This window comes from Stenotrophomonas riyadhensis, assembly GCF_040256885.1.
Lineage (GTDB): Bacteria > Pseudomonadota > Gammaproteobacteria > Xanthomonadales > Xanthomonadaceae > Stenotrophomonas > Stenotrophomonas riyadhensis.
In genome coordinates this window covers 2,152,554-2,166,596 of the sequence record NZ_CP155568.1, presented here as the reverse complement: position 1 = coordinate 2,166,596, position 14,043 = coordinate 2,152,554, and the positions used below count along the sequence as shown (strand labels likewise).

General features: G+C 67.9%; 12 protein-coding genes. All 12 read left to right on the top strand.

Annotated features, from left to right (window positions below):
* The gene (fliP, locus tag SriyCCGPB3_RS10185; RefSeq protein ID WP_350260258.1) at positions 1 to 780 is read left to right on the top strand and encodes a flagellar type III secretion system pore protein FliP; all 780 of its coding nucleotides are present in this window, start codon (positions 1 to 3) and stop codon (positions 778 to 780) included.
* Between the two features lie 82 nt (positions 781 to 862).
* Positions 863 to 1,132: a flagellar biosynthetic protein FliQ gene (locus SriyCCGPB3_RS10180; RefSeq protein WP_012510965.1), complete on the top strand. Its 270-nt coding sequence runs from the start codon at positions 863 to 865 to the stop codon at positions 1,130 to 1,132.
* A 13-nt stretch (positions 1,133 to 1,145) separates the two neighbouring features.
* Positions 1,146 to 1,937 carry a flagellar biosynthetic protein FliR gene (gene fliR, locus SriyCCGPB3_RS10175; protein WP_350260257.1) on the top strand — a complete coding sequence of 264 codons (792 nt, stop codon included), beginning with the start codon at positions 1,146 to 1,148 and terminating at the stop codon, positions 1,935 to 1,937.
* A 275-nt stretch (positions 1,938 to 2,212) separates the two neighbouring features.
* Positions 2,213 to 4,345 carry a putative bifunctional diguanylate cyclase/phosphodiesterase gene (locus SriyCCGPB3_RS10170; protein WP_110712215.1) on the top strand — a complete coding sequence of 711 codons (2,133 nt, stop codon included), beginning with the start codon at positions 2,213 to 2,215 and terminating at the stop codon, positions 4,343 to 4,345.
* A gap of 138 nt (positions 4,346 to 4,483) precedes the next feature.
* The gene (gene flhB, locus SriyCCGPB3_RS10165; protein ID WP_110712214.1) at positions 4,484 to 5,614 is read left to right on the top strand and encodes a flagellar biosynthesis protein FlhB; all 1,131 of its coding nucleotides are present in this window, start codon (positions 4,484 to 4,486) and stop codon (positions 5,612 to 5,614) included.
* 44 nt (positions 5,615 to 5,658) lie between these two features.
* Complete coding sequence (flhA, locus tag SriyCCGPB3_RS10160; RefSeq protein WP_180855435.1) at positions 5,659 to 7,719, top strand: flagellar biosynthesis protein FlhA; 2,061 nt, start codon at positions 5,659 to 5,661, stop codon at positions 7,717 to 7,719.
* A 145-nt stretch (positions 7,720 to 7,864) separates the two neighbouring features.
* Positions 7,865 to 9,487, top strand: a complete 1,623-nt coding sequence (gene flhF, locus SriyCCGPB3_RS10155) for a flagellar biosynthesis protein FlhF (RefSeq protein ID WP_350260256.1) — start codon at positions 7,865 to 7,867, stop codon at positions 9,485 to 9,487.
* On the top strand, positions 9,474 to 10,361 hold the full coding sequence (locus SriyCCGPB3_RS10150; protein WP_008267550.1) for a MinD/ParA family ATP-binding protein: 888 nt from the start codon (positions 9,474 to 9,476) through the stop codon (positions 10,359 to 10,361). Before flhF ends, SriyCCGPB3_RS10150 begins: the two co-directional genes overlap by 14 nt.
* Positions 10,358 to 11,101 carry an RNA polymerase sigma factor FliA gene (locus SriyCCGPB3_RS10145; RefSeq protein ID WP_350260255.1) on the top strand — a complete coding sequence of 248 codons (744 nt, stop codon included), beginning with the start codon at positions 10,358 to 10,360 and terminating at the stop codon, positions 11,099 to 11,101. Before SriyCCGPB3_RS10150 ends, SriyCCGPB3_RS10145 begins: the two co-directional genes overlap by 4 nt.
* Positions 11,102 to 11,158: 57 nt before the next feature.
* On the top strand, positions 11,159 to 11,551 hold the full coding sequence (cheY, locus tag SriyCCGPB3_RS10140; RefSeq protein WP_006365466.1) for a chemotaxis response regulator CheY: 393 nt from the start codon (positions 11,159 to 11,161) through the stop codon (positions 11,549 to 11,551).
* A complete protein-coding gene (locus SriyCCGPB3_RS10135) occupies positions 11,551 to 12,156 on the top strand; it encodes a protein phosphatase CheZ (protein WP_350260254.1) in 606 nt (201 codons plus the stop codon). The genes cheY and SriyCCGPB3_RS10135 overlap by 1 nt, the downstream gene beginning before the upstream one ends.
* A 2-nt stretch (positions 12,157 to 12,158) precedes the next feature.
* The gene (locus SriyCCGPB3_RS10130; protein ID WP_350260253.1) at positions 12,159 to 14,003 is read left to right on the top strand and encodes a chemotaxis protein CheA; all 1,845 of its coding nucleotides are present in this window, start codon (positions 12,159 to 12,161) and stop codon (positions 14,001 to 14,003) included.
* Positions 14,004 to 14,043: the final 40 nt, after the last annotated feature.

The following is a 14,043-nucleotide window of genomic DNA, read 5'->3' as shown; positions in this document are numbered from 1 at the left end:
ATGCGTGTCACCCGTACCCGTCTTGCCACCCTGATGCCGTGGCTGCTGATGCTCGCCCTGTGCCTGTTGCCGGCGCTGGCATTCGCCACACCCGGCGCGCCGACCACCCCGCTGCCGGACATCAACGTCGGCAAGATCGGTGGTGCGCCGGTCAGCCTGCCGCTGCAGACCCTGCTGCTGATGACCGCGATCACCCTGATCCCGTCGATGCTGCTGGTACTGACCTCGTTCACCCGCATCATCATCGTGCTGGGCCTGCTGCGCCAGGCACTGGGTACCGGGCAGACGCCGTCCAACCAGGTGCTGCTGGGCCTGGCACTGTTCCTCACCGCAATGATCATGCTGCCGACCTGGGACAAGGCCTGGAGCACCGGCATGGCGCCGTACCTCAACGGCGAGATCGACTTCCAGACCGCCTGGACGCTGACCACCACGCCGCTGCGCGCCTTCATGCTGGCGCAGATCCGCGAGACCGACCTGATGACCTTTGCCGGCATCGCCGGGCATGGCACCTACGCCAGCCCCGATGCGATCCCGTTCCCGGTGCTGGTCGCCTCGTTCGTTACCAGCGAGCTGAAGACCGCCTTCGAGATCGGCTTCCTGATCTTCATCCCGTTCGTGATCATCGACCTGGTGGTGGCCAGCGTGCTGATGTCGATGGGCATGATGATGCTGTCGCCGATGCTGGTGTCGGCACCGTTCAAGATCCTGCTGTTCGTGCTGGTGGATGGCTGGGTGCTGACCGTCGGTACCTTGGCGGCGAGCTTCAATCCGGCGTGATCGAGAGGCAGTCGAGCATGGCTCGACTCTACAGAAGCACAGTCGAGCATGGCTCGACGCTACATGAGCAGATGGAACCCGAATGACTCCCGAACTTGCCCTGACCGAACTGCGTGGCGGCCTGATCACCGTGTTGTGGGTGGCCGGCCCGCTGCTGCTCACCGTGCTGGTGGTCGGTGTGGTGGTGGGCGTGGTGCAGGCCGCGACCCAGCTCAATGAGCCGACCATCGCCTTCGTTGCCAAGGCGGCGGCGCTGACCGCGGTGCTGTTCGCGCTGGGCAGCCTGCTGATCGGCCACCTGGTGGAGTTCACCACGCTGCTGTTCCAGCGCATCCCGCACCTGATCGGCTAGGACACGCGCTTCGATGGACGCCGCCACCCAGATGGCTGCCGACGGCCTGCAGGCCTTCGGCATGATCGGCACCGTGCTGTGGACCATGCTGCGCATCGGCGCAGTGGCCATGGCCATGCCGATGATCGGTACCCGTGCCGTACCCGCGCGGGTGCGCGTGGTGCTGGCTGGCACCCTGGCCATCGCGCTGGCGCCGCTGCTGCCGCCGGTACCGGACTGGACCGGTTTCGATGCCGCCACGGTCCTTACCATCGCCCGTGAACTGGCCATCGGCGTATCCGTCGGCTTCCTGCTTCGGCTGGTGTTCGAGGCCGGCGCGATGGCCGGCGAACTGATCGCCCAGGGCACCGGCCTGGCCTTCGCGCAGATGAGTGACCCACTGCGTGGCGGCACCTCCGGCGTGATCGGGCAGTGGTTCTATCTGCTGTTCGGCCTGCTGTTCTTCACCGCCAACGGGCACCTTGCGCTGATCTCGCTGGTGGTGGACAGCTACCGGGCGCTGCCGATCGGCGCCCCGCTGCCGGACCCGCACGCCTTCTTCAGCATCGCCCCAACCTTCCTGCTGACCGTACTGCGCGGCGCATTGACCCTGGCGATCCCGCTGACTGTGGCAATGCTGGCGGTGAACCTTGCGTTCGGCGTCCTGGCCCGTGCGGCCCCAGCGCTGAACCCGATCCAGCTCGGCCTGCCAGTGTCGCTGCTGCTGGGCCTGTTCCTGCTGGCGCTGCTGGCCGGGGAAATGGGCCCGCCGGTACAGCGCCTGTTCGATGCCGCCTTCCAGGCTGCGGACGCGGTCATACACTGACCCTGTCATCACGCATTGCCGCTTGCCATGCATTCGTTTCTGTAGAGCCGAGCCCATGCTCGGCTGCCATTGGCCGGAACACTAGCCGAGCATGGGCCCGGCTCTACAGGGGCGCAATTTCACGCTTTGCTGCTTGCCCTTCCCCCGGGTCTGCGCGTTAGAGTGAATGCGCGGCAACCGGGGGGATGCCGCACGTGGCCGCCGCCCTGCGTCGGCCTGCCTCATGCATGCCCCACCGTGGTTTCCGTCGACAGGCAGGTCCGGGAGACTGACGAATGCTGGTAGGCACGTACAACCCGTGGCTGGTGGCGATCTCGCTGCTGGTTGCCGTGATGGCTTCGTACACCGCGCTGGCCATGGCCGGGCGCACGGTCACTGCACCCGGCAAGGGCGCGGCCTGGTGGTGGCGCCTCGGTGGTGGCTTCGCCATGGGCCTGGGCATCTGGTCGATGCACTTCATCGGCATGCTCGCCTTCGACCTGCCCATTCCGCTCGGCTACGACCTGCCCATCACCCTGCTTTCCCTCGCATTGGCGATCGCCTCATCGGTGTTCGCGCTGTGGCTGGTTTCACTGCGCACCCTGCCCCACCCGCGGTTGGCCGGTGGCGCGCTGCTGATGGGCACCGGCATTGCCGGCATGCATTACGTTGGCATGGCCGCAATGCGCATGCAGCCTGGCATCGACTACGACCCGGGCTGGCTGTTGTTCTCGCTGATGGTAGCGGTGGCCGCCTCGTGGACTGCGCTGTACGTGGCGTTCCGCCTGCGCGCGCAGCGCACCCGTGTCGGCGACCGGCTCGCGGCTGCCGGCCTGCTCGGGCTGGCCATCGTCGGCATGCACTACACCGGCATGGCCGCCGCGCGCTTTCCGGAAGGCAGCATCTGCGGCGCAGCCGTCGGCGATGGGCTGCAGAGCGAATGGCTGGCCATGCTGGTGGTGGTGCTGACCGTCGCCATCCTGGCCGTGGTGCTGGTGGTCTCCTGGCTGGACCAGCGGGTGGAGGCGCAGCTGCTGCGCCTGCGCAATTCCCTGTTGAGTACCTCACTGACCGACGCACAGCAGGAACTGACCCAGGCCGCACTTCACGATCCGCTTACCCGCCTGCCCAACCGCCTGCTGCTGCAGCGTCGCATCGTGCAGGCGCTGGCCGAGGCCGAACAGGGCGGCAGCCGCTTCGCGGTGATGTTCATGGACCTGGATGGCTTCAAGCAGGTCAACGATGCCTATGGCCACCAGGCCGGTGATGCACTGCTGGTGGCAGTGGCCGAACGCACGCGGCAGCTGCTTCGGCCCAACGACATGCTGGCCCGTCTGGGCGGTGACGAATTCGTATTGGTGGTACGCATCGAGCACGATGAGGACCTGCCCACCCTGGCTCGGCGCATCCTTCAGGCGGTCGGCAGCGGCCCGTTGCTGGCCGACAACGAACTGCAGGTGACCGCCAGCATCGGCGTGGCGATCTGTCCCGACCACGCTGCCAGCGAGCGGCAGCTGATGGCCTTTGCCGATGCAGCGATGTACCAGGCCAAGGAATCCGGACGCAACGCCTTCGTGCTGTTCGCCGACTGGATGAATGACAGCGCCGAACAACAGTTCCGGCTGCTGGCCGACCTGCGCCGGGCCATCGGCAGCGAGCAGCTGTTCCTGCACTACCAGCCGAAGATCCAGGTAGCCACGCAGAAAGTGGCCGGTGCCGAAGCGCTGATCCGCTGGCGCCATCCGGAGCATGGCCTGATCCCGCCGGACCGCTTCATCCGGCTGGCCGAACGCAGCGGTGCGATCAACGACATCGGGCGCTGGGCGCTGGACCAGGCCTGCCTGCAGCTGCGGCGCTGGCACGATGCCGGCCACGAGGGCTGGTCGATGTCGGTGAACCTGTCGCCGGTGCAGTTCAGTTCGCCGCACCTGCTGCAGGATGTGCGCGAAGTGATCGAACGCTACGACATTGCCCCACGCCACCTGGTGCTGGAAATCACCGAAAGCACGGTCATGCGCGATACCGATGCCAGCCTGCGCCTGCTGCAGGCGCTGTCGGCGCTGGGCGTGGGCATCTCCATCGATGACTTCGGCACCGGCTACTCCAGCCTGCTGTACCTGAAGCGGCTGCCCGCCACCGAGATCAAGATCGACCATGCCTTCGTACGCGATCTGGAGCACAGCGCCGAGGACGTGGTGATCGTCTCGGCGATCGTGGCACTGGGCCACGCGCTCGACATGGACATCGTGGCCGAGGGCGTGGAGACCGCCGCACAGCGCGCCTACCTGGAGCGCCTGGGCTGCGACTTCCTGCAGGGCTACCTGCTCGGCCGCCCGGTCGACGCCGCCCGCTTCATGCAGCTGCACGACCTGCCTCGCCCACGGGTGGAGCTGGCGCAGAGCCCGCCGACGCAGCACCCGCCCGGCTGACACCGGGCCGCGCGCCCACCGGGCACGCCCCGGGGCTGCCGGTACCTGCTCTGGTAGGTGCCAACCTTGGTTGGCACATGAACCCATCACGGAACGGTTCTTGCACGCACCCCGGCATCCCCTGCCGCAGTGCCCGTGATGTCCGAGAACGAATCCGCCGGCGAAAAGACCGAACAACCTACCGAAAAACGCCTGCGCGACGCCCGTGAACAGGGCAACCTGCCGCGCTCGCGCGAACTTGGCACGGCCGCCGTGTTCGGCGCCGGCGTACTGGCGGTGATGGCCATGAGCGGCTCGATCGGCCGTGGTGCAAGCGCCTGGATGAAGCACGCACTCAGCCCTGAGCAGAGCCTGCGGCAGAACCCGAAGGAACTGTTCGGCCACTTCGGCGACCTGCTGCTGCAGTTCATGCTGGTGATCGCGCCGCTGGTGCTGGTCTGCCTGCTGGCCAGTTTCGTCGCCCCGCTGGTGATGGGCGGCCTGCGCTGGTCGCAGAAGGCGATGATGCCCGACTTCAACCGCATGAACCCGATGAGCGGGCTCAAGCGCCTGTATGGCCCTGAAGCCATCGCCGAGTTCACCAAATCGCTGCTGCGCGTGGCCTTCGTCGGCGTCGCCGCCGGGCTGGTGGTGTGGACCGGCTTCGACACCCTGCGCGGGCTGATCCACCACCCGCTGGAGACCGCCATCACCGACGGCCTGGGCTTCACCCTGCGCCTGCTGCTGGCCACCGCCGGCGCGATGCTGGTGCTGGCCGCCATCGATGCGCCCTACCAGCGCTGGAACTGGATGCGCAAGCTGAAGATGACGCGTGAAGAGCTGCGCCGGGAAATGAAGGAAAGCGAGGGCAGCCCCGAGGTCAAGGGCCGTATCCGCCAGCTGCAGCAGCAGATGGCCAACCGCCGGATGATGGAGGCGGTGCCCACCGCCGACGTGGTGGTGGTCAACCCCACCCACTACGCGGTGGCCCTGAAGTACGAGGGCGGCGCCATGAACGCCCCCACCGTGGTCGCCCTGGGCGTGGACGAGACCGCCCTGCGCATCCGTGAAGTGGCCGACGGCAACAAGGTGGCGATCGTCTCCGCCCCGCCTTTGGCACGGGCCTTGTATCGGGAAGGCCAACTCGGAAAGGAAATCCCCGTGAGACTGTATTCGGCCGTCGCCCAGGTCCTGTCCTACGTCTACCAGCTGCGCGCCTGGCGCACTGGTCCGATGCCGGATGCCCCGCACATCCAGGTGGATGAATTCGGCAAGGGAGGCCGCCCGTGAGCGCCCAGCCCTCCGCCGGTTTCAACACCCACCGCGCCCTGGAGATGATCCGCCAGGGCCTTGGCGCACCGCTGATCGTGCTGGCCCTGCTGGCCATGGTCGTGGTGCCGCTGGCCGCGCCGGTGCTCGATGCCCTGTTCACCTTCAACATCGCCATCTCGCTGATGGTGCTGCTGGCGGTGGTCTACGTGAAGCGCCCGCTGGACTTCACGATCTTCCCGATCGTGCTGCTGATCACCACCATGCTGCGGCTGGCGCTGAACGTAGCCTCCACCCGCGTCATCCTGCTGAACGGCCAGAACGGCCACGACGCCGCGGGCAAGGTCATCGCCGCGTTCGGCGAATTCGTGATCGGCGGCAACTACGCGGTCGGCATCGTGGTGTTCGCGATCCTGACCATCATCAATTTCGTGGTCATCACCAAGGGTGCCGGCCGCGTCTCGGAAGTGACCGCGCGCTTCATCCTCGACGCGATGCCCGGCAAGCAGATGGCGATCGACGCCGACCTCAACGCCGGTTTGCTGACGCGCGAAGAAGCCAAGCTGCGCCGCGAGGAAGTCCGCGAGGAAGCCGACTTCTACGGTGCGATGGACGGTGCCAGCAAGTTCATCCGTGGTGATGCCATCGCCGGCATCCTGATCCTGTTCATCAACATGCTCGGCGGCCTGGCCGTGGGCGTGCTGCAGCATGGCATGCCGTTCGGCGAAGCCGCTGCCACCTACACCCTGCTGTCCATCGGTGACGGTCTGGTGGCGCAGCTGCCGGCCCTGCTGGTCTCCAGTGCAGTGGCCATGCTGGTCACCCGCGCCTCGCGTTCGCAGGACATGGCCCAGGCCATGACCGGCCAGGTGTTCGGCCAGTACCGCGCGCTGGCGATCACCGCCGGCATCATCGGCGTGGTCGGCCTGGTGCCGGGCATGCCCAACGTCGCTTTCCTGACGCTGTCCGCGATCCTCGGCTTCATCGCCTGGAAGGTCTACCGCAAGGGCAAGGCCGCGGCCACCGATCCGGCAGCCGCAGGCAATGACGCTGCCGCGCTCAACGCACTTGGCCGCCCGGCGGCACCGGCTCCGACTGCCGAACTGAGCTGGGACGAACTGCGCCCGGTCGATCCGCTGGGCCTGGAGGTCGGCTATCGGCTGATCCCGCTGGTGGACAGCAGCCAGGGTGGCGAACTGATGGCACGCATCAAGGGCGTGCGGCGCAAGCTCACCCAGGACGTCGGTTTCCTGATCCCGTCGGTGCACATCCGCGACAACCTGGAACTGCCGGCCAACGGCTACCGCGTGCTGGTGCACGGCGTACCGGTGGCCACCGCCGAGATCCACCCCGACCGTGAGCTGGCGCTGGACCCGGGCAGCGCGCTCGGCGCACTGGAAGGCATCGCCGGCAAGGACCCCGCGTTCGGCCTGGATGCCACCTGGATCCAGCCGCACCAGCGCGCCCAGGCCGAAACGCTCGGCTACACCGTGGTCGATCCGGCCACCGTGGTCGCCACCCACCTTTCGCACCTGATCCGCGAGCACGCGCCGGAACTGCTCGGCCACGAGGAAGTGCAGCACCTGCTGGCCAACCTGGCCAAGAGCGCGCCCAAGCTCGTCGAAGATCTGACGCCGAAGGCGCTGCCGCTGTCGGCGGTAGTGCGCGTGTTGCAGAACCTGCTGGTCGAACGCATTCCGATCCGCCAGCTGCGCAAGATCGCCGAAGCACTGGTCGAACACGCTCCGAACAGCCAGGACCCGGCGGTGCTGACCGCTGCCGTGCGTACCGCGCTGGGCCGCTTCATCGTGCAGGAGATCGCCGGAATGTCGGCGGAGCTGCCGGTGTTCACCCTCAACCCGCAATTGGAACGTGTCTTGCAGGAGTCCACGCAGGGCAACGGCGCCGCGCTGGAACCCGGACTCGCTGAGCGACTGCACCAGAGCCTGGCCGAATGTGTCAGCAAGCAGGAAGCCCGCAACGAGCCCGCGGTCGTGCTGGTACCTGGCCCGGTGCGCGCCGCGCTGGCCCGCCTGGTCCGCCACAGCGTTCCGTCGCTGTCGGTCCTGGCCTACAGCGAGGTGCCGGAGGACAAGCGCCTGAAGCTGGTCGGAACGATCAGCTGACGCCGCCCTCCGAAGCGCCAGAAAACAGACACCACTTTCGAACCAACGCAACAGACAGATACCAAGGGGAACCCGCACCGTGCAGACCACCGACCACCCGAGTTCTCCGACCGCCACCCCGCCGTCTTCGTCCCGTGACCACAGCATGAAAATCAAACGATTCGTCGCCGCCGACATGCGCTCGGCCATGAACCTGGTGCGCAAGGAACATGGTCCTGACGCCGTGATCCTGTCCAACCGCCGGATCGAGGAAGGCATCGAGATCGTCGCCGCCGCCAACTACGACGAGAGCGCCGTGCAGCGTGCGCTGGAAGCCTCGCGCCGCGACGTGGCGCCGCCGCCGGCACCCAAGCCGCGCACCGCTGCCGATGCGGTGATCGCTGCGGTCACCCGTCGCCGCAGCACCACCCCGGCGCCGGAACCGGTGGCTGCCACCACCTCGGCGGTGGCCGCCCTCGCCCGCGCCGCCGTCGGCGCCACCGGTCGCACCCTGGACAGTGCCGACGAGATCGTACCGACCCGCGGCAGTACCGGCTTCGCCGCCACCCTGGCGCGTGCCGCCGTCAACGAACCGGCGCTGCCGGAACAGATCTTCGCCCCGTTCGCCGAGGCCATCGTCGCAGCGGAACCCGCCAGCGCCGCGCCGGCCAACCGCGCCCGCTTCCAGATCGACCCGCCGCACGAGGCGCATCACGAAAGCGCGGCCCCGGCCGTGCAGCCGCCGCCGCTGCCGACCGCTGCCATGACCGAAGCGCAGCCCGCGATCGCCGCCAGCGAACCGGCAGCGGTCGAAGCCGCCGGCGAAGCCAGCCCGGCCCCCATGCTGGCTCCGGCCCCGGCGCTGACCCTGGTTGCCCAGGACGACGCCGAGATCCGCCAGCTGCGCCAGGAAGTGGCCGGCATGCGCCAGGTGATCGAGCGCGAGATGAACCGCTTCACCGACGAGCGCCTGCGCGGCTGCCCAGTGCGCGCCACCGCGCTGGACCTGATGGACGAGTATGGCTTCGATGCCGGCCTCGCCCGCGACGTGGCCATGCAGATCCCGCTGGAAACCGAAGCCCACCGTGGCCGTGGCCTGATGCTGGGGCTGATCTCGCGCAAGCTGCCGATCGCCCCGGTCGACCCGCTGGAAGAAGGTGGTGTGATCGCACTGGTCGGCCCCACCGGCGCCGGCAAGACCACCACCATCGCCAAGCTGGCCTCGCGCTTCGCCGAGAAGCACGCTGCGCGTGACGTCGCCCTGGTCACCACCGACACCACCCGCATCGGCGCCCGCGAGCAGCTGTACGGCTACGGCCGCCAGCTCGGCATCGCCGTGCACGAGGCCAACAGCGGCACCGACCTGGACCAGCTGCTGGAACGCCTGAAGGACTACAAGCTGGTGCTGATCGACACCGCCGGCCTGGGCCCGCGCGACCGCGCACTGGCCGCCCAGCTGCAGTGGCTGCGCGCCGCGCGCCAGGTCCGCACCCTGCTGGTACTGCCGGCCAACACCAGCTTCGGCGACATGGACGAGGTGGTCCGCCGCTTCGGCGCCGCCAACCTGCAGGGCCTGGTGCTGAGCAAGCTGGACGAGACCGGCCGCTTCGGCAACGCCCTGTCGGTGGCCGTGGACCATGCCCTGCCGATCACCTGGGTGACCGATGGCCAGGACGTCCCGGAGGACCTGCACCGGGCCAGTGCAGCCAATCTTGTACTTCGCCTTGAAGATTTGCGCCGAGCGGCCGATATGCCCTGCAACCCGGAGTTGAACCATGCCGTCGCGTGAGTACGCCAAGCTGACCAAGACCTTCCCGCTGTCGGCCACCCGCAGCGAGCCGCTCGGCCCTGTGCGCACCATCGCCGTGACCGGCGGCAAGGGCGGCGTGGGCAAGACCAACGTCTCGGCCAACCTGGCCGTGGCGTTGGCCGGCATGGGCAAGCGCACGCTGCTGCTGGACGCCGACCTCGGCCTGGCCAACATCGACGTGATCCTGGGGCTGAACCCCACCTTTACGTTGGCCGACCTGGTCGCCGGCCGCTGCTCGCTGGAAGACGTCATCGTCGAAGGCCCGAACGGCGTGTTGGTGGTCCCGGCCGCGTCCGGCCGCCGCCACATGGCCGAGCTCGCCCCGGCCGAGCACGTTGGCCTGGTCAACGTGTTCTCCGAGCTGGAGCGCGAACTGGACATCATGGTGGTGGACACCGCCGCCGGCATCACCGACGGCGTACTGACCTTCTGCCAGGCCGCGCAGGACACCGTGGTGGTGGTCTGTGACGAGCCGGCCTCGATCACCGACGCGTATGCGCTGATCAAGGTGTTGTCGCGCGAGCGCGGCGTGGACCGTATCCAGGTGGTGGCCAACATGGTGCGCGACCCGAACGAGGGCCGCGTGCTGTACGAGAAGCTGACCCGTGTCTGCGAGAAGTTCCTCGCCGATGTGTCGCTGAACTACCTGGGCTGTGTGCCGCAGGATGACTGGCTGCGCCTGTCGGTGCAGCGCCAGCAGCCGGTGGTGAAGGCCTATCCGTCCAGCCCCGCCGCGCTTGCGATCACCGAGATCGCGCGCCGCACCGCACGCTGGCAGGCGCCGACCGAACCGCGTGGCGGCGTTGAATTCTTCCTCGAACGCATCCTCAAGCAGCGCGGGGTGGCGGCATGAAAGGCGCAGCCCAATACAGGGAAGTGCAGCGCTCGGCAGCCAACGAGGTCATCGCCCTGCACTCGGACCTGGTGCGGCGCATCGCCCACCACCTCGCCGCACGCCTGCCTGCCAGCGTCGAAGTCGACGATCTGATCCAGGCCGGCATGATGGGGCTGATCGAGGCCTCGCGCAGCTATGACGCCGACCAGGGTGCTTCGTTCGAGACCTACGCCTCGATCCGCATCCGCGGTTCGATGATCGATGAGATCCGCCGTGGTGACTGGGTGCCGCGTTCCGTGCACCGCCGTGCTCGTGATGCCGCCGCCACAATCCGCCGCCTGGAACAGAGCAGTGGCCGCGCCGCCAGCGCCACCGAAGTGGCCGCTGCGATGGAGATGCCGCTGCCCGAATACCTGCGACTGATGGAAGACGCTGCGCGCGGCCAGGTGCTGAGCCTGGAATCGCGCATCGAGGACCAGGGCGAGCTGGACACCGTCGCCCAGGGCGGACCGACCCCGCAGCAGGTGCTGGAGCGGGGCGAATTCGGTCGCGAACTGGGCAAGGCCATTGGCCACCTGCCCGAGCGCGAAAAGCTGGTGCTTTCGCTCTACTACGAGCAGGAACTGAACCTGAAGGAGATCGGCGCGGTGCTCGGCGTGAGCGAGTCGCGGGTCTGCCAGATCCACGGCCAGGCCGTGCTGCGCCTGCGTGGTCGACTGAAGATTTTCGAGGCGGCAGACGCCGGCCTGGAAGAATGAACATGCCCGAGGTGGCTGCCCCCGGCCACCCGGAATGAACAACAAAGGAATTCTGCTTTGAACAAGAACATGCGCATCCTGATCGTCGACGACTTCTCGACCATGCGTCGAATCGTCAAGAACCTGCTGGGCGATCTGGGCTTCACCAATACCGCCGAAGCCGAGGACGGGCATGCTGCGCTGTCGCTGCTGCAGAGCCAGCCGTTCGATTTCGTGGTCACCGACTGGAACATGCCGGTGATGACCGGCATCGAGCTGCTCAAGGCGATCCGCGCCGATGCCAAGCTGAAGACCCTGCCAGTGCTGATGGTCACCGCGGAAGCCAAGCGCGAGCAGATCATCGAAGCCGCCCAGAGCGGTGTGAACGGCTACATCATCAAGCCGTTCACTGCACAGACGCTGGAAGAGAAGCTCGGCAAGATCTTCGAACGCCTGGCGGCCAGCGCCTGATGGATACCACGGTCGACAAGAACGCCCTCGCCCTGCGCCTGCAGGAAGCCCTGGACGCGCTGGAGTCCGGTGATGAGGCCGCCTGGCGGCAGCGCATCGACGGACTGGTCGCGCTGCGCACGCAGCCGATGATGAGCGGCCTTTCGCGGCTGGCCCGCGAACTGGGACAGGCGCTGGGTGAACTGCCGACCGTACCCAGCGAAGCCGGCGAACTGGACGATGCCTGCGCGCGCCTGGACCACGTGGTGGCGATGACCGAACAGGCCACGCACCGCACCCTGGACCTGGCCGAAGAATGCCGCAGCCTGACCGAACAGCTGCGCGCCGAAGGCCTGCAGCCGGGCCAGGACGCGCAGCTCGATCGCATCCGCCACAACCTCACCGAGATCGCCCTGACCCAGAGCTACCAGGACCTGACCGGCCAGATCATCCGCCGCGTGGTCGGCATCGTCCGCCGCGTGCATGAAGGTTTCGGCGCGCTCGGCCTGCCGCCGGAACAGCATCGCACCGACCCGGAACTGGCCGGGCCGGCACTGAAGGGACTGGACCGCCACGCGGTCTCGCAGAACGACGCCGACGACCTGTTGTCGGATCTGGGGCTGTAAGCATGAGCGCGGTATCCGACGACATCACTGCCGATTTCATCATCGAGGCGCAGGAGATCCTGGATCGCCTCGGCGAACAGCTGGTGTCGCTGGAGCAGGCACCGCAGGACAGCGATCAGCTCAACGCGGTGTTCCGCGGCTACCACACGCTCAAGGGCGGTGCTGGCTTCCTCGGCGTCACTGCCATGGTCGAGCTGTGCCACGCCGCTGAAGAAGCGCTGGGCGCCGCGCGTGCCGGCCAGGCCGTGCTGCAGGCCCACCACTTCGATGCCGCCCAGCAATCGCTGGATTACCTGCAGTCGATGCTGGATGCCGTGTCTTCCGGCACAGAACCGGGCTATGCACCGCCGGACCTGATCGCCCAGTTCGACGTGCATGGCGGCGGTGCCGCCGCGCCCGTGGCCGTCACCGTGCCCGCTGCCGGTGGCAGCGACCTGATCACCGACGACGAATTCGAGGCCCTGCTCGACCAGCTGCACGGCGGCAATGCGCCGACCGCGGTCACGCCTGCGAAGAAGGCTGACGACGGACTGATCAGCGAAGACGAATTCGAAGCCCTGCTCGACCAGCTGCACGGTGGCGCCGCACCGGGCGCCAAGCCCGCTGCGGTAGTGGCACCGGCGCCGACCGCCGCCCCGCGCTCGGCGGCCGCACCGGCACCGGCGGCCAAGCCGGCCGCCAAGCCGCTGGCCGAAGCCGAACACACCGTGCGCGTGGACACCAAGCGCCTGGATGCGATCGTCAATCTGATCGGCGAACTGGTGCTGTCGCGCAATCGGCTCAAGACCCTGCGTGCGCGCCTGCGTGACGAGGAGCTGGACCGCGCCGTGTCCACTCTGGATATCGCCACGGCCCGCCTGCAGTCGGCCGTGATGCGTACCCGCATGCAGCCGGTGGGCAAGGTGTTCTCGCGCTTCCCCAAGGTCGCCCGCGACGTCGCCCGCTCGCTGAAGAAGGAAGTGGACCTGGAGCTGATCGGCGCCGAGACCGAGCTCGACCGCAACCTGGTGGAAGCCCTGGCCGACCCGCTGGTGCACCTGGTCCGCAACGCCATCGACCATGGCGTGGAAATGCCCGACCTGCGCGAAGCACAGGGCAAGCCACGGATGGGCCATGTGCGCCTGTCGGCACAGCAGGAAGGCGACTACGTCAGCATCGAGGTGCAGGACGATGGCGCTGGCATCGACCCGGAAAAGCTGCGCGCGAAGGCGCGCGAGAAGGGCCTGATCGACCCGGAAGCCGCCGCCCGCCTGAGCAGCGAGGAATGCCTGCACTTGGTGTTCCTGCCGGGCTTCTCGACCAAGCAGCAGGTCACCGACATCTCCGGCCGTGGCGTCGGCATGGACGTGGTGCAGTCGCGGATCCGCGAGCTTAGCGGCCAGATCCAGATCCAGTCGGAACTGGGCCGTGGCAGCCGCTTCATGATCCGAGTACCACTGACCCTGGCGATCCTGCCGACCCTGCTGGTGCAGGCCGGTGAGGATGTCTATGCGCTGCCACTGGCGCGCGTGATGGAAGTGCTGCACGCACCGCGCACGTCGCTCGGCTGGTTCGACGGCCGCGCCGTGCTTGACCGCCGCTCGCACACCCTGCCGCTGGTCGATCTGCGCCAGTGGCTGGATGTGACGCCGGCCGCGTCGACCCTGCTGACCATCGTGGTGCTGCAGGCCGGCGAAGCGCGCTTCGGCCTGGTCGTGGACCAGGTGCGCGGGCGCGAGGAAGTGGTCATCAAGCCACTGCCGAAAGCCCTGCGCGGCCTGCGCGGTTACGCCGGTGCAACCTTGATCGGCGATGGTCGCATGGCGCTGATCCTGGACGTGGATGGACTGCGCAGCCCACATGACTGACCCGCTTGCTGAACCCGTAAAACTGTGAAGTCGCACCAGT